This is a genomic window from Stenotrophomonas sp. YJH_SMC_138 (assembly GCF_059369855.1).
The window spans coordinates 114806-134173 of the sequence record NZ_JCAFTB010000011.1 but is presented as its reverse complement, the minus strand read 5'-3'; the positions used below and the strand labels follow the sequence as shown (position 1 = coordinate 134173).

Annotated in this window: 17 protein-coding genes and 1 tRNA gene; 12 read left to right on the top strand and 6 right to left on the bottom strand. The window is 68.0% G+C overall.

Annotated features, from left to right (window positions below):
- Positions 1–126: 126 nt before the first annotated feature.
- The 3 genes from AC5P7I_RS19535 (at position 127) to AC5P7I_RS19525 (ending at position 2901) form a co-directional block, all read left to right on the top strand.
- Positions 127–894: a hypothetical protein gene (locus AC5P7I_RS19535; protein ID WP_262087773.1), complete on the top strand. Its 768-nt coding sequence runs from the start codon at positions 127–129 to the stop codon at positions 892–894.
- 187 nt (positions 895–1081) lie between these two features.
- Positions 1082–2020 (top strand): 2-dehydropantoate 2-reductase, encoded by a 939-nt coding sequence (gene panE, locus AC5P7I_RS19530; protein WP_262087772.1) that lies wholly within the window; start codon positions 1082–1084, stop codon positions 2018–2020.
- Positions 2017–2901: a Rossmann-fold NAD(P)-binding domain-containing protein gene (locus tag AC5P7I_RS19525; RefSeq protein ID WP_262087771.1), complete on the top strand. Its 885-nt coding sequence runs from the start codon at positions 2017–2019 to the stop codon at positions 2899–2901. The genes panE and AC5P7I_RS19525 overlap by 4 nt, the downstream gene beginning before the upstream one ends.
- 55 nt (positions 2902–2956) lie before the next feature.
- On the opposite strand, the gene AC5P7I_RS19520 is transcribed toward AC5P7I_RS19525, so the two are convergent.
- A complete protein-coding gene (locus tag AC5P7I_RS19520; RefSeq protein ID WP_046433165.1) occupies positions 2957–3754 on the bottom strand; it encodes a TatD family hydrolase in 798 nt (265 codons plus the stop codon).
- A 67-nt stretch (positions 3755–3821) separates the two neighbouring features.
- On the opposite strand from AC5P7I_RS19520, the gene hrpB reads away from it, so the two are divergent.
- On the top strand, positions 3822–6326 hold the full coding sequence (hrpB, locus tag AC5P7I_RS19515) for an ATP-dependent helicase HrpB (protein ID WP_262087770.1): 2505 nt from the start codon (positions 3822–3824) through the stop codon (positions 6324–6326).
- A 200-nt stretch (positions 6327–6526) separates the two neighbouring features.
- A complete protein-coding gene (locus AC5P7I_RS19510; protein WP_005411574.1) occupies positions 6527–6901 on the top strand; it encodes a hypothetical protein in 375 nt (124 codons plus the stop codon).
- Between the two features lie 93 nt (positions 6902–6994).
- On the opposite strand, the gene AC5P7I_RS19505 is transcribed toward AC5P7I_RS19510, so the two are convergent.
- Positions 6995–7534: a pseudouridine synthase gene (locus AC5P7I_RS19505; RefSeq protein WP_014648817.1), complete on the bottom strand. Its 540-nt coding sequence runs from the start codon at positions 7532–7534 to the stop codon at positions 6995–6997.
- Positions 7535–7705: 171 nt separating this feature from the next.
- Positions 7706–8563 (bottom strand): class I SAM-dependent methyltransferase, encoded by an 858-nt coding sequence (locus AC5P7I_RS19500; protein ID WP_262087769.1) that lies wholly within the window; start codon positions 8561–8563, stop codon positions 7706–7708.
- A 169-nt stretch (positions 8564–8732) separates the two neighbouring features.
- Between AC5P7I_RS19500 and AC5P7I_RS19495 the strand changes: the two genes are divergently transcribed.
- The 4 genes from AC5P7I_RS19495 to AC5P7I_RS19480 all read left to right on the top strand — a co-directional run bounded on the left by AC5P7I_RS19495 (position 8733) and on the right by AC5P7I_RS19480 (position 13169).
- Positions 8733–9689 carry an aldo/keto reductase gene (locus AC5P7I_RS19495; protein ID WP_046433152.1) on the top strand — a complete coding sequence of 319 codons (957 nt, stop codon included), beginning with the start codon at positions 8733–8735 and terminating at the stop codon, positions 9687–9689.
- Between the two features lie 649 nt (positions 9690–10338).
- A tRNA-Gln gene (locus AC5P7I_RS19490) sits at positions 10339–10411 on the top strand.
- Positions 10412–10767: 356 nt separating this feature from the next.
- Positions 10768–11892, top strand: a complete 1125-nt coding sequence (locus AC5P7I_RS19485; protein ID WP_014648820.1) for a slipin family protein — start codon at positions 10768–10770, stop codon at positions 11890–11892.
- A 56-nt stretch (positions 11893–11948) separates the two neighbouring features.
- A complete protein-coding gene (locus AC5P7I_RS19480; RefSeq protein ID WP_262087768.1) occupies positions 11949–13169 on the top strand; it encodes an RtcB family protein in 1221 nt (406 codons plus the stop codon).
- Between the two features lie 95 nt (positions 13170–13264).
- Here AC5P7I_RS19480 and AC5P7I_RS19475 read toward each other — a convergent pair whose 3' ends face one another.
- Positions 13265–14170, bottom strand: coding sequence for an NAD(P)/FAD-dependent oxidoreductase (locus AC5P7I_RS19475; protein ID WP_046433157.1), 906 nt, complete (start codon positions 14168–14170; stop codon positions 13265–13267).
- The gene (locus AC5P7I_RS19470; RefSeq protein WP_046433160.1) at positions 14160–14615 is read right to left on the bottom strand and encodes an Rrf2 family transcriptional regulator; all 456 of its coding nucleotides are present in this window, start codon (positions 14613–14615) and stop codon (positions 14160–14162) included. The genes AC5P7I_RS19475 and AC5P7I_RS19470 overlap by 11 nt, the downstream gene beginning before the upstream one ends.
- Positions 14616–14798: 183 nt before the next feature.
- Here AC5P7I_RS19470 and AC5P7I_RS19465 point away from each other — a divergent pair, with 183 nt between their 5' ends.
- A complete protein-coding gene (locus AC5P7I_RS19465; RefSeq protein ID WP_262087767.1) occupies positions 14799–16919 on the top strand; it encodes a methyl-accepting chemotaxis protein in 2121 nt (706 codons plus the stop codon).
- 245 nt (positions 16920–17164) lie between these two features.
- A complete protein-coding gene (gene dkgB / locus AC5P7I_RS19460; RefSeq protein ID WP_014648825.1) occupies positions 17165–17974 on the top strand; it encodes a 2,5-didehydrogluconate reductase DkgB in 810 nt (269 codons plus the stop codon).
- Between the two features lie 162 nt (positions 17975–18136).
- Here dkgB and AC5P7I_RS19455 read toward each other — a convergent pair whose 3' ends face one another.
- Positions 18137–18844: an alpha/beta fold hydrolase gene (locus tag AC5P7I_RS19455; RefSeq protein WP_032960593.1), complete on the bottom strand. Its 708-nt coding sequence runs from the start codon at positions 18842–18844 to the stop codon at positions 18137–18139.
- Between the two features lie 138 nt (positions 18845–18982).
- On the opposite strand from AC5P7I_RS19455, the gene AC5P7I_RS19450 reads away from it, so the two are divergent.
- Positions 18983–19363, top strand: a complete 381-nt coding sequence (locus AC5P7I_RS19450) for a YbjQ family protein (protein ID WP_014648827.1) — start codon at positions 18983–18985, stop codon at positions 19361–19363.
- The last annotated feature ends 5 nt before the right edge of the window (positions 19364–19368 follow it).

The window sequence follows — 19368 nt, the reverse complement described above, 5'->3', positions numbered from 1 at the left end:
CTCCGCTGCTGCTGGTAGGTGTCGACCTTGGTCGACACGATGGATCGACGCCATGCGTGGATGGAGCTTTCACGGCAAAGCCGATGTTCCGCTTTTCTCGTTCGGAATTGCAGCTAGGCTGTGGCGATGAAGATCACTTCCATTGCGCTGGACAAAGCCGTGTCGGACGGCCCCATCGATGCCTTCAGCCATGCGTTGCTGGGCGATTCACCCACGCTGGATGAGGTGCTGGAATACCTGGCCTCGCGGCACGCGGCTGATCCCCGGTATCGCTACCTGTGCACGCTCGATGATGCCGGCCAGTGCCGCTACACCAGCATGCACGCATCAGACGACGCGCGCATCGCGCTCTACGAGGACGAAGACCCGGCAACCCCCGACGATGCGTTGGCGGCACGCGGGCGGTTGCTGGCGCATGTGGTCGCGCAGCTTGAGCATTCGACGCATCGGCTGGAATGGAGCACGCTGGCGGGCACGCTGATGTGCAATGACGCAGACATCGAGGCATTGGTCGCGGCCAATGCCGCACCGGATCTCATCGTCGACGAGGTGGTCTGCGTGCAACAGGTGCCCGTGGATCGTGACGACCTGCTGATCGCCGCCCTGCCCAACGGCTACTTCAGCGCGGACTGGAACATCTTCCAGAACCACGCCCTGATCCGGCACCTGCAAAAGCACCACGACTACCGCCTGTTCGGGCTTGGCGCATCGTGGCTGGGCTTCCAGCGTGACAGCGCGCCGTCGCCTGCGGAAGCGGACGCTCTGGTCGCGGACCTGCAGCGCGTCTACGCTGCCGGAACGCACGACACCTGGTCACAACTGGCTGCAACGCTGTCCTCCCGCACCGCGCTTCTATTGGGATACACCGAAGGCTTCAGCGAACAGCTGCCCTGAGCGCGGTTCTACACGCGCTCGCGCAGCGAGCGGCCCGCTTCCGCTCCTGATCTGTTTTCCGTGGTGGCCGCACCCGGCCAACCCCACTGAACCGTGCTTCCCGCGAACCACCACGAGGGGCACCGCCGTTGGCCGCGATCTCCGGCACAATCGAAATCCTGATTCCCCAGAACACGGTGAACGTGCAATGCGCATCCTGATCCTCGGCGCCGGCGGTACCGGCGGTTACTTCGGTGGTCGCCTGGCCCAGGCCGGTGTGGACGTGACCTTCCTCGTGCGCCCCGCGCGCGCCGCCCAGCTGGATCGCGACGGCCTGGTCATCCGCAGCCCGCTCGGCGATGCCAGCTTCCCCGTGCAGCATGTCACCGCTGATGCACTGCCCGCATTGGCCGCGCAGAAGCCGTTCGACCTGATCATCCTCAGCTGCAAGGCCTACGACCTGGACAGCTCGATCGACGCCATTGCCCCGGCCGTGGGCGCAGGCACCACCGTGCTGCCGATCCTCAACGGCCTGCATCACTACAACGCACTGGACGCGCGCTTCGGCCGCGACGCCGTGCTTGGCGGCCTGTGCTTCATCAGCGCCACCAAGGCCCCCGACGGTGCGGTGCTGCACCTGGGCAAACCGGCCAAGCTCACCTTCGGCGAGCGCGACAGCGGCGCGGCCTCGGCGCGCGTGCGCGCCTTCGCTGCGGTCTGCGCGCAGGCCCATCTTGATCACCTGGCCAGCGAACACATCGGCCAGGAACAATGGATCAAGTACACCTTCCTGACCGCGCTGGCGGCGGCGACCTGCCTGCTGCGCGCCGACATCGGCACCATCGTTGCCACCGATGATGGCGAGGCGATCGTGCGCGGCCTGTACGACGAATGCCTGGCCGTGGCCGAAGCCGCCGGTGAACCGGTTCCCGAGGCCGCGCAGGACACCGCGCGCGGCACCCTGACCCAGGCCGGCTCGGCATTGAAGGCATCGATGCTGCGTGACCTGGAAGCCGGCCAACAGGTGGAGGCCGAACAGATCGTCGGCGACATGCTGGCCCGCGCGCGCAAGGCCGACCAGGAAGCCCTGCTGCTGCAGGTCGCCTACAGCAGCCTGCAGGCCTACCAGGCACTGCGCGGCGCGTGAGCATCATCTCCGCCGCCAGTGCATCGCCCTCGCGGGTGCTGATCCTCGGGCTGGGCTGGAGTGGCTGTGCGCTGGCCCGACATCTGCAGGCATTGGGCGCACACGTCGCCGGCACGGTACGCGATCCCGCATCGGCACCACGCGATGGTCTGCGTCGCCATCCGCTGGGTGCTGATGCCACGCCATCGCCCGCCCTGCTCGATGAGATCGCGCAGGCCGAGGCCGTGCTGTGCAGCGTGCCACCCGATGCCGATGGCGATCCTGCACTGCGCCTGCTGTTGCCCGCGCTGCTGGCCAGCCCGGCATTGCGCTGGGTGGGCTATCTGTCGTCCACCTCGGTGTATGCCGACCGCGCCGGCGGCTGGGTCGACGAGCGCAGCGCAGCCGATGCCACTGAAGCAGCCGGCGTGCAGCGCCTGCGGGCCGAAGCGCAATGGCGTGCGCTTGCAGGAGAACGCGGCATCGCATCGGCAGTGTTCCGCCTGCCCGGCCTGTACGGGCCGGGGCGCAATGCGCTGCTGCAGCTGGCGCAGGGACGTGCCCGCCACGTAGTGCGTCCCGGGCTGCTATTCAACCGGCTGCACGTGGATGACCTGGTGACGGTCGTTATCGCGTCGATGCAGCGGCCGTGCGTGGATGGCCTGTATCTGCCGGCCGATGACGAGCCGGCACCGCCGCAGGAGGTACTGGCCTTCGCCGCGCAGCTGGGCGGGTTTGCGATGCCACCTGCCGTGGCATGGGACGACCCTGCACTCAGCCCGACCCTGCGACGCTTCTACCAGAGCAACAAGCGCATCGACAGCCGTGGCACGCGTGAAGCACTGGCGTGGGCGCCGCGGTTCCCCAGCTACCGTGAGGGCCTGCGCGACCTGCTCCGGTAGTGCCGGCCGCTGGCCGGCAATCAACCGTGTTGCCGGCCAGCGGCCGGCACTACCATCAACCTGCGCCGGGCAGGCGGAAGAACGTACGCGTCGCGGCCGTTGCATTCGCGGCGGTCACTGCCACGTCCTCGCCACGGTCACGCGCCAGTTCTTCCACGATGTGCGAGAGAAACATCGGTTCGTTGCGGCGGTCCTTCGGCATCGGCTTCAGCGTGCGCGGCAGCAGGTACGGTGCGTCGGTCTCGATCATCAGGCGGTTGGCCGGGATGTTCTTCACCAGTTCGCGCAGGTGCGCGCCACGGCGCTCGTCGCACAGCCAGCCGGTGATGCCGATGTACCAGTCCTGGTCCAGGTAGTCGAACAGCTCGTCACGCTCACCGGTGAAGCAATGCACCACCGCCGGGCCGATGCGGCCTTCGAAGTTCTTCATCTGTGCCATGAAATCGGCATGCGCATCGCGCTGGTGCAGGAACAGGGGCTTGCCATTGTCCGCGGCCAGCTGCAGCTGGCGCTCGAACGCGCGGTGCTGGGCCGGGCGCGGCGAGAAATCGCGGAAGTAGTCCAGCCCGCACTCCCCCACCGCCACTACTTCCGGGTGGGCATGCAGCGCGCGCATTTCGGCATCGCATTCCTCGGTGTATTCCACCGCGTGGTGCGGGTGCACGCCGGCGGTGGCGTACAGGAAGCCGGGGTGCTGCTGGGCCAACTGCAGGGCCAGTGGCGAGTGCTCGCGGCTGGCACCGGTGATGACCATCTGCACCACGCCGGCCTGGCGCGCGCGGTCCAGCACGGCATCGCGGTCGCGGTCGAAGGAGTCGTGGGTCAGGTTGGCGCCGATATCGATCAGGTGCATGGTCATCGCGGGGGAAAAGTGCCCGCGCATTGTACCTGCGCCTGCCGTGGCCCCTTATCCTTTGCATATGAACGCCCCGCTCTTCCCGATTTCCCCGCTGCTGCCGCAGATCCAGCAGCAGCTGGCCGTGCAACCACGGCTGGTGCTGGAGGCCCCGCCCGGTGCCGGCAAGACCACCCAGGTGCCGCTGGCGCTGCTCGACGCGCCGTGGCTGCAGGGCCGCAAGATCATCCTGCTGGAACCACGCCGGGTCGCCGCGCGCAGCGCGGCGCTGTTCATGGCACGGCAGCTGGGTGAGGAGGTCGGCGGCACGGTCGGCTACCGCATCCGCTTCGAGAACAAGGTATCCGCGCGCACCCGCATCGAGGTGGTCACCGAGGGCATCCTGACCCGGATGCTGCAGGACGACCCGATGCTGGAAACCGTCGGCGCGATCCTGTTCGATGAATTCCACGAGCGCCATCTCAGTGGGGATCTGGGCCTGGCGCTGGCGCTGGACGTGCAGGCGCAGCTGCGCGACGACCTGCGCCTGGTGGTGATGTCGGCCACGCTGGACGGCGAGCGGCTGGCACGCTTCCTCGATGCGCCGCGGCTGAGCAGCGAGGGCCGCAGTTATCCGGTGGCGATCAGCCACTTCCCGGCGCGCCGCGATGAAGCCCTGGAACTGCAGGTGCGCCGCGCGGTGCAGCAGGCACTGGCCGAGCACCCCGGTGACCTGCTGGTGTTCCTGCCCGGCCAGCGCGAGATCGCGCGCGTCCAGGCCGGCCTGCAGGAGTCACTCGATGGCAACGTCGAGGTGCTGGCGCTGCATGGCGAGCTGCCGGTCGAACAACAGGCGCGCGTGTTGCAGGCCGCCAGCGATGGCCGCCGTCGCGTGGTGCTGGCGACCAACGTGGCCGAGTCGTCGGTGACCCTGCCCGGCGTACGCGTGGTGATCGACAGCGGCCAGGCGCGCGAGCCGCGCTACGACCCCAACAGCGGCTTCACCCGGCTGGACGTGGTGGCCATCGCGCAGGCGTCGGCCGACCAGCGCGCGGGCCGTGCCGGTCGCGTGGCCGAGGGCGTGGCCTGGCGGCTGTGGCCGCAGTCGCAGCGGCTGGAGCCGCAGCGCCGCGCGGAGATCGACCAGGTGGAACTGGCCGGACTGGCGCTGGAACTGGCCGCGTGGGGCAGCAGCGACCTGCGCTTCCTCGACCCGCCACCGGCCGGCCCGATGGGTGCGGCGCGCGAACTGCTGCAACGCCTGGGTGCACTGTCGGACTCGGGCGCGATCACCGCACTCGGGCGCCGTGTACTGGCGCTGGGTACGCACCCGCGGATGGCGGCGATGCTGCTGGCAGCGCCCGATGCCCGCGCGCAGGCGCTGGCCGCCGATCTGGCCGCCCTGCTGGAAGCGCGCGACCCGCTGCGCCAGGGCGGTGACGCGCTGGCGGCCCGCTGGCGCGCACTGGCCGCGTTCCGCACTGGCCGCGCGCCGGGCGATGCCAACCGCAGCGGGCTGGCCGCCATTGATGCCGCCGCCAAGCAGTGGCGTCGCCGCCTGCGCTGCGAGGCTGCGCCGCCGGCCAGCATCGAGGCGCACGAACTGGGCGATCTGCTTGCACACGCCTTTCCCGACCGGATCGGTTTCCAGCATCCCGGCGATCCGCTGCGCTACCTGCTGGCCAATGGCCGCAGCGCGCGCCTGCACGAACTGAGTGACCTGCGCGGTGAGCCGTGGCTGGTGGCCAGCGAACTGCGCTTCGAGGCGCGCGATGCGCTGCTGCTGCGTGCCGCACCGGTGGATGAAGGCCAGCTGCGCAAGGCATGGCCGGAGCGCTTCGTCACCGAAGACGTGGTGCGCTGGGACAGCGAGCGACGCGCCCTGGTGGCGCTGCGCGAGACCCGTTTCGACCGGATCGTGCTGGACAGCCGCTCGGCCGGCCGGGTCGATCCGCAGCACGCCGCGCAGGCGCTGACCGATGCGGTGGCCGAGCTCGGCCTGCAGGCGCTGCCGTGGACCGAGGGCCTGCGCCAGTGGCAGGCACGGGTGGAATCGCTGCGGCGCTGGATGCCCGAGCTCGGCCTGCCCGACTGCAGCGACGATGCCCTGCTGGCCACGCGCGCACAATGGCTGCAGCCCGCGTTCGCCGGCAGGACGCGACTGGATGCGCTGGATGAATCCAGCTTCGGCGAGGCGCTGAAATCGCCACTGGAGTGGTCACAACGGCAGTTGGTCGAGCGTCATGCGCCGACCCGCATCACCGTGCCGTCCGGACTGGAGCGGCCGATCACCTATGCGCTGGACAGCGAGAGCGGCGATCCGCTGCCGCCGGTGCTGGCGGTGAAGCTGCAGGAACTGTTCGGCCTGGCCGACACGCCGCGCATCGCCGATGGCCGCGTGCCGCTGACCCTGCACCTGCTCTCCCCCGGCGGCCGCCCGCTGCAGGTCACCCAGGATCTGCGCAACTTCTGGGAAAGCACCTACGCCGAAGTGAAAAAGGAGATGAAGGGCCGTTACCCGCGCCACCCATGGCCGGATGATCCGTGGACGGCGACGGCCACGCACCGGGCCAAGCCGCGCGGAACCTGATTGGTAGTGCCGGCCGCTGGCCGACAGCCCTCTGGCACCAGGCGGAGAGCATTGCCGGCCAGCGGCCGGCACTACCGGGTGCGGAGCCTGCCTGATCCTGAATGGCTGCGGTAAAGTCACACCACGTGCGTCCCCGACTGACATACCGTTTACGGGCAACACGCGACACTGGACTTCGACCCGAGGCAAAGGACCCCCGCATGAGCAAGCTGACCGTAATCACCGACCGCGCTCTGGAGCGCGCCCTGGAGCTGGCCCACACCGCCGGCGATGGCCTGAAGAGCGCCGGTGGCAGCCTGCGCAACGCGGACTGGATCAAGACCGGCGCCGCCCTCGGCGCAGTGAAGACCGGCGGCAAGGTCGCCACCAAGTTCGCCCGCCGCAACCCGGCCGTGACCATTGCCGCGGCTGCCGTCGGCGTCGGCCTGCTGGGCTATGCGCTGTACCGCAAGCAGCAGAAGAAGAAGGCTGCCAATGGCCACGTGGTGAATGGGCAGGCGCAGCGCATCAACGCACGCGACCGCCGCAACGACACCGTGGTGGACGAGCACAGCGATATCGGCAGCGACGCGTGAAGCTGCCCGGGTCAGACCCCTTCCGCAGGAAGGGCTCTGACCCTACCAGCTACGAGAGGGCCGGATGCCGCGAGGTATCCGGCCCTTTCTGTTTCAACCGATCTGCCGCCACTGCCCCGGCTGCAGGTCGTCCAGCCGGTAGGGCCCCATCGCCACCCGCACCAGCCGCAGCGTTGGCAGGTTCACTGCCGCGGTCATCCGCCGCACCTGGCGGTTGCGGCCCTCGCGGATCGTGATCGCCAGCCAGGCATCGGGCACGGTCTTGCGGAAGCGCACCGGCGGATCGCGTGTCCACAGCGACGGCGCCGGATCGAGGCGCTCGATCTTCGCCGGCAAGGTCGGCCCGTCATTCAGCTCCACCCCATCGCGCAACCGTTGCAGCTGCTCATCGCTGGGCGTGCCTTCCACCTGCACCCAGTAGGTCTTGTCGGCCTTGTGCTTCGGGTCGGTCAACGTGTGCGCCAGCGTGCCGTTATCCGTCAGCAGCAGCAGGCCTTCGCTGTCATGGTCCAGGCGACCGGCGGCATACACGCGCGGCGGCAGGCCGAACCCGGCCAGCGTCGGCCGCGGCGGTACGCTGCGGTCGGTGAACTGGCAGAGCACGTTGAAGGGCTTGTTGAAGGCGATCAGCATTGCGGGCACGGCAGTCAGCGGGTGGCGCATTGTCCCATGCCGCGCCACGCGCCACTCGGCTGTAGAGCCGAGCCCATGCTCGGCTCATCGCGCACAGCACGGCGGAACGCAACAGCAGCCGAGCATGGGCTCGGCTCTACAGAGTCAGCATGCGCCAGCCCGGCACCCCTCTTACGGCTTGATGAAGCGCAGGGTCATGCGGTCGCTTTCGCCGATCGCCTGATACTTCGCATCATCGGCCTTGTCGTGCTGGTTGGTCGGCGGCAGCGTCCACACGCCGTTCGGGTGGTCCTTGGTGTCGCGCGGGTTGGCGTTGACCTCACTGCGCGCGTCCAGCTTGAAGCCGGCGGCCTCGGCCATCGCGATCACCTGCTGCTGGCCGACATAGCCGGTGTCATCGTCGTCGGCCACGTCGGCCTTGGCGCGGTGCTCGACCACGCCCAGCACGCCGCCCGGCTTGAGCACGTTGAAGAAGCCCTGGAACATACCCTGCGCCTGGCCGGCCTTGCGCCAGTTGTGCACGTTGCGGAAGGTCAGCACCACATCGGCTGAACCGGCCGGGCCGAACACCGGCTTGGCCGGATCGTAGGCCACCACGGCAGTCTTGCCGAACTGTGCCGGTGCAGCGGCGTACTTCTTTTCCAGGCTGTCGCGGCTGCGCTGCTGGTAGTCACGGCCGCGGCCTTCGGGCACCGTCATCGGATCGACCACCGCAGCAACGTAGTGGCCCTTGTCGTGCAGCAGCGGCGCCAGGATCTCCGAGTACCAGCCGTTGCCGGGGGTGATCTCGATGACGGTCTTTTCCGGCGTCACCTTGAAGAACGACAGCGTCTGCGCCGGGTGGCGGAAACCGTCGCGCTTGACGTTGTTGGCATCGCGGGTGGGCGCCTTCACCGCCGCGTCGATGGCCGGCGACACCTGGATCTTCGTCGGCGCGACCGTGGCCGGTGCGGCAAACGCGGGAACAGCGGCAAGCAGGGCCGAAGCAAGCAGCAGGCGGCAACCACGCAGGGACGAAGCAGGCATCATCGGAGCGACTCCAGCGGAAGATGCGGCGAGACTAGCAGCCGCGGCGCCCCAGGTGTTCACAAAACGTTAGCCGCGTGCGTATCGCGGAACACTGTTTTGTGGTCGCCGCCGCAGCACGGTCACACTACGCGTTCTATTCTGGAGCACTTCCCCCAAGGAGTCCGTGCCCATGACGGCAACCCGCGAACTGGGCCGTTCCGGCCTGCATGTACGTCCGCTCGCCTTCGGTGGCAACGTGTTCGGCTGGAGCGCCGATGAGAAGGCCAGCTTCGCCCTGCTCGATGCCTTCGTCGACGCCGGCTTCAACCTGGTCGACACCGCCGATGTGTATTCGGCCTGGGTGCCGGGCAACACCGGCGGCGAATCGGAAACGCTGATCGGCAAATGGTTCGCGCGCAGCGGAAAGCGCGACAAGGTGGTGCTGGCGACCAAGGTGGCCAAATGGGCCGAACGCCCCGGCCTGACCCCGGACAACATCAATGCGGCGGTCGAGGATTCGCTGCGCCGCCTGCAGACCGACGTGATCGATCTGTACCAGGCCCACGAGGATGATGAGTCGACGCCACTGGAAGCGACCCTGGCCGCGTTCGGCCGCCTGATCGAAGCCGGCAAGGTGCGCGCCATCGGTGCCTCCAACTACAGCGCCACGCGCCTGGCCGATGCGCTGAAGGTGTCCACCGACTACAAGCTGCCGCGTTACGAAACCCTGCAGCCGGAGTACAACCTGTACGACCGTGCCGGCTACGAGAAGGAGCTGGAACCGCTGGTGCAGCGCGAACAGATCGGCGTGATCGGCTACTACGCCCTGGCCAGTGGCTTCCTCAGCGGCAAGTACCGCACACCGGCCGATGCGGCCAAGAGCCCGGCACGTGGCGAAACGGTGGTGAAGCGCTATCTGAACCCGCGCGGCCTGCGCATCCTGCAGGCGCTGGATGACGTGGCCAGCAAGCACAGTGCCAGCGCCGCACAGATCGCACTGGCATGGCAGATCGCGCGGCCGTCGATCACCGCGCCGATCGTCAGCGCCACCAGCGTCGAACAGCTGCACGATCTGCTGGCAGCGGCCAACGTGTCGCTGAGCGTTCAGGATGTCGCGCAGCTGGACGCCGCCAGCGCCGAAGCGTGAGGCCCGGTAGTGCCGGCCGCCGGCCGGCATTGCCCACGTGCCGAAGAAAACAATTGAACAAAATGGTTGCACGCGACTAAATCGTGGTTTATCGTGCGCACCTCGTTTCAACAACCACTGGAAACTTCCCTTGAACGCGCATTCCGTCGCCATCGCCAAACTGCTGCCATGCCTGCGCATGGACGGGCTGGCGCGCGCGTTCGGCAAGGAAGACCAGCTGAGAACGGCCTGATACCCGCCCTGCGGAGATCGGCCACCCCGATCTCCGAGGCCTGACGACGCCCTCGGAACGCAAGTCCCGGGGGCGTTTTCGTTTGCGTCGGCACAAGGACCCGCGATGCCAGAACTGCACCCCGCGCGGCAACCCGCCGCTCACTGACCCAGGTTTCTCCCGCCCCGCCGAAGGATTTACTTCGCGCGATCGGCTGCGCCAGGACATTATCTGCATCGCATCAAAACATTATCGCTCGTCGATAATGTCGGTGGCCTGCACCCTCGATTCTCCAACGGTCCCGTTTCCATCACGGGCTGGTGCGCGCGGCGTTGCCGTGGCGTATGCCGGAGGTCGCGGACATGCCATCGCCTGGATCGCCTGCTGGAGGCAGGCGCCGGTTCGCCGGTACGCGGTTCGATTCCGCGCGGTCCCCAACTGGATAGCTCAGCAGGGTAGAGCAACGGATCCTGATTCCGTCTGTCGTGGGTTCGACTCCCACTCCAAACCACATGACCTGTCACGTCATGACTTGAAGCAACACCCGGGGCGCAAGCCCCAGCGGCCATCGTCGCCGTCCACCGCCATCGCCTTCGGGCGGGGCGTGGAAGGCAACGGACCGCACGCCGGGCCCCGGCCCGCCGCCACTGCCAGCCACGTTCCGCCCCGGTGCTGCCTGCCGGGAACGGCGATGGCAGCACTGCCGGCGCACCGAAGGCTCCGCGCGCGGACCGTCCGCCGATGGCCGCCCTCTTCCGCTGCCTGCACGTGGTGTGCAGGCGGCCGCGCCACGACCTGATCGACCCGGGTCATGGCGATTCATCCGCAACGGGTCGAACCACCAGAGCCATACAAGGAGAGACTCCCATGTTCTGGACCATCAAGGTCGTGATCGGCGACGGCGAGCGCGGCCTGGTGTATCGCAACCGTCGTTTCCAGCAGATGCTGCTGCCGGGCGTGCACCGCCTGTCGCCGTTCGGCGGCCGCCCGCACGTGGACATCCACACCGCATCGAAGGGCGCGGCCTATACCGGCAGCGACCAGGACAGCCTGATCGAGGCACTGGGCGCGACGCTGGACACGCACTTCGTGCTGGCCAATGTCAGCGCCACCGAAGTCGGCCTGTTGCTGCGCAACGGCCGCATCGATGAAGTGCTGCCGCCGGGCAGCCGCCGCCTGTACTGGCGGGGTTCGGTTGACACCCAGGTACGCGTGATGGCGCTGGGTGACGAGCCGCGCATCCCGGCGGACGTGCAGCAACGCCTGGGCCAGCTGGGGGTGCTGCCGCGTGTGGCGGTGATCAGCACCGTGCCAAGCGAGTCGGTCGGCCTGCTGTTCATCGATGGCACGCTGCGGCAGACGCTGGACGCCGGCCTGCACGCGTTCTGGAACTTCAACGGCAACGTGTCGGTGGAGCGCGTGGAACTGCGTGCACGTTCGCTGGACGTGTCCGGCCAGGAGCTGCTCAGCCGCGACAAGGTGACCCTGCGGGTGAACCTGGCCGCGACCGTGCAGGTGATCGACCCGGTGCGTGCACACCGCACGCTCAGCAATGCCGATGAGTTCGTCTACCGGCAGCTGCAGTTCGGCCTGCGCCAGGCGATTGCCGCGCGCAGCCTGGACGAGCTGCTGGGCGACAAGGCGGCGCTGGACGGCGAGATCGCCGCCCATGTGCAGGCCGCGATCGAGGGCCACGGCGTGCGGCTGCTCGGCGTGGGCATCAAGGACGTGATCCTGCCGGGCGAGATGAAGGAGATCCTCAATGGCGTGGTGCTGGCCGAGAAGCAGGCCCAGGCCAGCGTGATCCGTCGCCGCGAGGAGGCCAACGCCACGCGTTCGCAGCTCAACACCGCAAAGCTGATCGAGGACAACCCGGTGCTGATGCGCTTGAAGGAGCTGGAGGCACTGGAGAAGGTCACCGAGAAGATCGACACGCTCACCGTGTTCGGCGGCCTGGATGGCGTGCTGAAGCAGCTGGTGACGATCAGGTAGGGGGTAGCGGCGGCGCAGGGACGCGCCGCCGGCCCATCAAGGACATACACGAAGACATGGACACTCAACACAACTATCAATGGTTGCACGCCGAGGGCACCACGCCGATCAAGGGCTGGGTCAACGGTGTGCCGCTGGAAGCGCAGGCGCATGAGCAGCTGCGCAACATCGCCGCGATCCCGTTCGTCGGGCCGTGGGTGGCCGTGATGCCGGACGTGCACCTGGGCAAGGGCGCGACCGTCGGCTCGGTGATCCCGACCCGCGGTGCGATCATCCCGGCCGCGGTCGGCGTCGACATCGGCTGCGGCATGGCGGCGGTACGCACCACGCTGCGCGCCAACGACCTGCCCGACGACCTGCGGCAGCTGCGCAACAGCATCGAGCGCAGCATTCCGGTCGGCAACGGACGCGGCGGCGAGCATCACCGCATGCCCGACAGCATCCACACCCGGCTGGTGCAGTCCGGGCTGGCCGCCGGCCTGGAGAAGATCAAGGACAGGCATCGCAGAATCCGCACCGACAAGCTCGACCGCCAGCTGGGTACGCTGGGTGGTGGCAACCACTTCATCGAACTGTGCCTGGACGAGACGGACACGGTGTGGGTGATGCTGCACAGCGGATCGCGCGGCACCGGCAACCTGATCGGCACCTACTTCATCGAGAAGGCGCGCGAGGAACTGGCCCGGCGCGTGCTCGGCTTCCACCTGCCGGACAAGGACCTGGCGTTCTTCATGGAAGGCGAGCCGCTGTTCGATGACTACGTCGAAGCCGTGTCGTGGGCGCAGGACTACGCCCAGCAGAACCGCGAGGCGATGATGTCGCGCGTGCTGGCCGAGATGCGCCACCGCTTGCCGAAGTTCCAGCTGGCAGCGATGGCGGTGAACTGCCACCACAACTACGTGCAGAAGGAGACGCACCACGGCCAGGAACTGCTGGTGACCCGGAAGGGGGCGGTGAGTGCGCGCGAAGGCGAGCTGGGCATCATTCCCGGCAGCATGGGCACGCGCAGCTACATCGTGCGCGGCAAGGGCAACGCCGACAGCTTCCACAGCTGCAGCCACGGTGCCGGCCGGGTGATGAGCCGTGGCACGGCGCGCCAGCAGATCACGCTGGCCCAGCACCGCGAGGCCACCGCGCACGTGGAATGCCGCAAGGACAGCGGCGTGCTGGACGAGTCACCGGCCGCGTACAAGTCGATCGACGATGTGATGGCCGCACAGCTGGACCTGGTCGAGGTGGTGCACACCCTGCGCCAGGTGCTGTGCGTGAAGGGGTAACGGAGCGGTGCCGGCCAAGGCCGGCCTCTACCAGAGCAGCACGTCGCGTCGGGGGTCAGATCGCTTTCTGCGAAAGGGATCTGACCCCGGCACATTCAGCGCGGCACGCTGTCTTCGGCCACCAGCGCATGATGCACGCCGATGCCCGCGCGCACGCCTTCGGCCATGGCCAGGGTGATGTTGCCGACCGTCGTCGCATCGCCTGCGGCATACACGTTCGGCACCGAGGTCTGCTTCATCATGTCGACCTCGATCAGCACCCCCAGCGGGCTCTCGACCAAGGTGCAGCCAAGCTGCTGCACCAATGGCGTGGCCATCGCCTGGGTGGCCGGTACGAACAGCGCACGCTGGGCGATGCGGCGGCCATCGGCCAGCTCCACTTCCAGCCAGGTCGGCTGGTCGCCCTGCACGCCCAGCACCGGCGAGGTCTCGATCTGCACGCCGCGCTGCTGCATGGCAGCCCGTTCCTCATCGGTGATCGGCAGGCCCTGGCTGAAGAAGGTGACATTGCCCCAGTCGGCAAACAGCGGCGCCTTGCCGGCGGACATCGGATGGCCGCCAAGCAGGCCGATGGCGCCGCCACCCACTTCGTAACCATGGCAGTAGGGGCAGTGCAGCACGGTGCTGCCCCAGCGCTCGGCCAGCCCGGGCAGTTCCGGCAGCTGGTCGGCGATACCGCTGGCCAGCAGCAGCTTGCGCGCGGCCAGCACCTGGCCATCGGCGGTACGTACTTCCACGCCCTCTGCGCTGGCGTTGGCCTGCACAGCCTCGGCATGCACCCAGCGCACGCTGGGGTAATCCAGCAGCTGCTGGCGCGCGGTCTTCAGCAGCTCGGCGCCGCTGATGCCATCCAGCCCTGGCACCCCGTGCGAATGGCTGGCGAAGCGGTTGCGCGGCGAGCCGGCGTCGATGACGGTGACCGGCCGCCGGGCGCGGGCCAGGATCAGGCCGGCGGCAATGCCGGCGTAGCTGCCGCCGACGATGAGCACATCAGGATTCATGAGGACCTTCCAGGGAACGGTGATGGGCGAGATGGCGGGCGAAGTCGGCGCCGAGCTGGTCCAGCGTGGTCGCCCGCAGGCGCGCCTCCAGCAACCGCTGTGCCTCGCGTGCTCCCTCCAGCAGCGCGCTGTTGACCAGCTGCTGGATCGGGCAGCCGCCGCCGGCGTCGCGGGCGCCGACCTGCACCAGCGGTGGTGCGCCCACGGCCAGGTAGATGTCATGCAGGGTGATCGTTGCAGCGTCGCGGGCCAGCTGGCTGCCACCGCCATGACCGCGGGTGCTGCGTACCAGGCCGGCCTTGTGCAGCTGCGCCAGCAGACGGCGGATCACCACCGGATGGGTCGGCAGGCAGGACGCCAGCTGCCCGGACGTGCGCGGGCCATCCTGGCCGACCAGATGCGCCATCACGTGCAGGGCGTCAGAGAGCGGGTTCGCGGATTTCATGTAACTACATTAGTTACATTTATATCCCCTGTCCAGGGTCCGTATTTGTTCCATATGGACACATTTGTCCTATGAAACACTTCCTTCACATCACTAAACGAAACGCTAATGTGATGTTCGTCGCACTTCAGCGGAAGCGTAGCGGGTCGATACCGCATTGCCCCTTCCCGAGAGTGCTTCCCGATGAATGCGTCTGTCCGTGCTCCGCGCCTGCAGTCCAAGCTGCTCGGCGCGGTTTCTGTTGGCTTGGCCGTGGTCCTGCTGTGCGCGCTGGCAGGCCTGGCCTCCGCCTGGTTGAAGTTGTCCACCGAGGTCCCGCCCGAAGTCGCGCACAGCCGCGATGCCGAACGCCTGCAGCGTGAGTTCCGTGGCCAGGTGCAGGAATGGAAGAACGTGCTGCTGCGCGGGCACGACGATGCGCTGCGCCAACGCCACCTGGATGGCTTCGACAGCGAAGGCCGCCTGGTCGGGCAACTGGCCAAGGGTCTGGCCACCAGCCCGGACCCGCGCACGCGTGAGCTGGCGCAGGCGTTCGTTGGCCTGCACGCGCAGCTGCAGCAGGACTATCACGCGGCGCTGCAGGCATTTGCCGCGGCCGGCTACGATCCCGCGGCCGGCGACAACCTGGTGCGCGGCAAGGATCGCCCGGTGGCGATGGCTCTGGATGCGCTGAGCACGCACGCCACGCAGGTGGCTGAAGCGGCGCTGGCGGCACGTTCGCAGCAGGCCCGGCAGACCCTGCTGCTGTGCGCGGCGCTGACCGTGCTGGCCGCCGTGCTGCTGCTGATCGGTCTGGCCTGGTGGCTGCGGCGTGCGGTGGTGCAGCCGGTGCTGGCAGTGGAAGCAGCGGCGCGCGCGGTGGCCGCCGGTGACCTGCAGCACGCAGTACAGGTGCGCAGCCGCGACGAGATCGGTCGCCTCGCGCAGGCCATGCAGGCGGTGCAATCCACGCTGCGCAGCGTGCTGGATGCACAGGCCGCGATGGCGCAGGCGCACGAAGCCGGCACCATCAGCCATCGCATGGACGCCGCTGCCTTCCCCGGCGCGTTCGGCACCATGGTGGCCGACTGCAACGCACTGGTCGATGCGCACATCCGGGTGAAGATGCGCGCGATCTCGATCATGGGCCGCTACGCGGTCGGCGACCTCAGCCAGGACATGGAACGCCTGCCCGGCGAGAAGGCCGTGATCACCGAAGCGCTGGACATGGCCAAACACAACCTCGGCCTGATCAATGGCGAGATCCGCCGCCTGGCCGAAGCTGCCGGCGCGGGAGACTTCAGCCAGCGCGGCGACAGTGCCCGCTTCGAGCATGATTTCCGTGCAATGGTCGAAGGCCTGAACCGCCTGATGCAGACTACCGAACTGAACCTCGGCGAAGTCTCGACGATGCTGCGCGCCATCGCCGATGGTCGTCTCGGCGCACGCATGCACGGTGATTTCCAGGGGGTGTTCGCCCGTATCGCCGGCGATGCCAATACCACCGCCACGCAGCTGGCCACCATCGTCACCGACATCAAGCACGCCTCCGGCAACATCCACACCGCCGCCGCGGAGATCGCCGCCGGCAACAATGACCTGTCGCGCCGCACCGAGCAGCAGGCGGCCAACCTGGAGGAGACCGCGGCATCGATGGAGGAGCTGACCTCCACCGTGCGCCAGAACGCCGAACATGCGCGCCAGGCCAACCAGCTGGCGATCGGCGCCCATACGGTCGCCTCGCACGGTGGCAGCGTGGTCGGCCAGGTGGTGGCGACGATGGGCGCGATCGAGACCTCGTCGCGGCAGATCGCCGAGATCATCAGCGTGATCGATGGCATCGCGTTCCAGACCAACATCCTGGCGCTGAATGCCGCGGTGGAAGCGGCACGCGCCGGCGAACAGGGCCGCGGCTTCGCGGTGGTCGCCAGCGAAGTGCGTACGCTGGCGCAGCGCTCGGCGGCAGCCGCGAAGGAGATCAAGTCACTGATCGAAGCCTCGGTGGAACAGGTTGGCCATGGCGCACAGCGCGTGCGCGAGGCAGGCGACACCATGGCCGAGATCGTTGCATCGGTGCAGCGCGTGACCGACATCATGGCCGAGATCTCCGCGGCCTCGCAGGAGCAGAGCGCGGGCATCGAACAGGTCAGCCAGACCGTGATCCAGATGGACGGCACGACCCAGCAGAACGCCGCGCTGGTGGAAGAAGCCAGCGCCGCCGCGCGCAGCCTGGAGCAGCAGGCCAACCGCCTGATCGATGCGGTGGATGTGTTCGACCTGTCGACCACAGCGGCGGCGAAGGGCGGGCTGGCACGCGCGGCTTGATTGATCCGGTTGCCGGCCAGCGGCCGGCACTACCGTGGAGCGCAGACAGGGGGAGTGCCGGCCGCTGGCCGGCCGCGTCCAACGCTGCACGGGTGGCGGCATGAACAGTGCGGACCAACGGTCCGCACCCACCACTACCTGCCGTCGTACACGTCGATGCAATGCACCGTTGCCGGCATGCACACGGCCGCTGGCCTACCCTTTCGTGGACATTCCCGCCTCCCTCCCCCTCTGCTGGAGCCCCCATGACTGTCCCCGCCTTCGGTCTCGGCACCTTCCGCCTGAAAGACCAGACCGTGATCGACTCCGTGCGCAACGCGCTGGCGGTCGGCTACCGCGCCATCGATACCGCGCAGATCTACGGCAACGAAGCCGAGGTCGGCCAGGCCATCGCCGATTCCGGCGTGCCGCGCGACGACATCTACCTGACCACCAAGGTCTGGATCACCGCGTTCAAGCGCGATGCGCTGCTGGCCAGCCTGCGCACCAGCCTGGAAAAGCTGCGAACCGAGTACGTCGACCTGGCGCTGATCCACTGGCCATCGCCGAACGACAAGGTCGACGTGCCGATGGAGGAGTACCTGGCCGCACTGGCTGAAGCCAAGGCGCAGGGCCTGACCCGCGAGATCGGCATCTCCAACTTCACCATCGCGCAGACCCGCAAGGCGATCGGCATCCTCGGCGCCGGTGCCATTGCCACCAACCAGATCGAAATCCACCCCTACCTGCAGAATCGCCTGCTGGTGAAGTTCCTGCAGGACAACGGCATCCACATCACCGCCTACATGAGCCTGGCCTACGGCGAGGTGATCAAGGACCCGGTGATCCAGGCCATTGCCGGACGCCACCAGGCCACGCCGGCGCAGGTCGCGCTGGCCTGGGCGCTGCAGCAGGGTTTCTCGGTCATTCCGTCCTCGACCAAGCGCGAGAACCTGGCGAGCAACCTGGAAGCGGCAGCGATCCGCCTGACCGACGAAGACATGGCACAGATCGCCAAGCTCGACCGCGGCCATCGCCTGGCCAACCCGGAAGGCATCGCCCCGGCCTGGGATTGAGGCAGTGGTGCTGTAGAGCCGAGCGCACGCTCGGCTGCTGCCTCCCCGGAGCCGAGCATGGCTCGGCTCTACAGGTAGGTGCCGACCTTGGTCGGCACTGAGCCCTGATCGATCGTTGGAACACCGTGCCGACCAAGGTCGGCACCTACGAGAGGGTGGGGATCATCCCCTGCCCTGCAGCAACCACCCACGCATCGCCGCACTGACCTCGTCCGGTTTCTCCATCGGTGCCAGGTGCCCGCAGTCAGGCACCACCACCAGCTGCGAGTGCGGCACCATCGCGTGCATTTCCTCGCTCACCGCCAGCGGCGTGATGCGATCGTTCGCGCCGCACACGATCAGCAGCGGATCGCGGTAGCCGGCCAGCACATCATGGCCATCGCGGCGTTCCAGCGCGCTCTGGCGCAGGAACACGTCCGCGCCCAGGCGGGCGGTCATGTCGCGCACGCGCTGCACCAGCACGTAGTCATCCAGCCGCGACGCATCGATGTAGCTGCGCATCAGCACATCGCCGAAGCCGTGGAACTTCCCCGGCAGGCGCACGCTGGCACGTTGGCTGCGGCGCTGCTCGGCACGTTCCGGTGAATCGGCGTGGATCGAGGTATCGATCAGCGCCAGCTGCAGCACGCGCTCCGGCGCAATGCGCAGGATCTGCTGGGCGACGAAGCCGCCCAATGAGAAACCGGCCAGCGCAAAGCGCTCCGGTGCCTGTGCGAGCACGTCCTCGGCCACCGCCTGCAGGGTCTCGCCACGGGTCTGGTCGCCTACTGTGCAGTCGGCGATGTCGGCCAGGTCGGCCAGCTGCGCGCGCCACAGCTCGGCATCGTTGAGCAGGCCGGGCAGCAGCAGCAGGGGAATACGGTCGGTCATGGGGGTATTGTCGCGCCAGCACGGTGACGGAACCATGCCGCAACAGGCGGTTGCGTTGTAGAGTCGCGCCATGCTCGACTGCTGCACGGCCCGTCGAGCATGGCTCGACTCTCAGAAGGCAGCGATACGGACGCGACCATGGCAGACCCCTACAACAGCGGTACCCCCACCCCACCCGCGCTCCGCTTCGATGATGCGCTGGTCACCACCGCCTTCGAGCTGCCTGGGCACCGCGTCGTGCGCAACCTCGGTGTGGTGCGCGGCATCACCGTGCGCTCGCGCTCGATCGTCGGCAACTTCCTCGGCGGTATCCAGACGCTCTTCGGTGGCAACATCACCATCTATACCGAACTGTGCGAACAGGCCCGCGAGGAAACCTACCGCGACATGGTCAAGCATGCGCGGCAGCTGGGTGCCAACGCGATTATCGGCATGCGCTACGACGCCACCGATGTGATGACCGGGCTTACCGAAGTGCTGTGCTATGGCACGGCGGTGGTGGTGGAGCCGATGCGTTGAAGCTA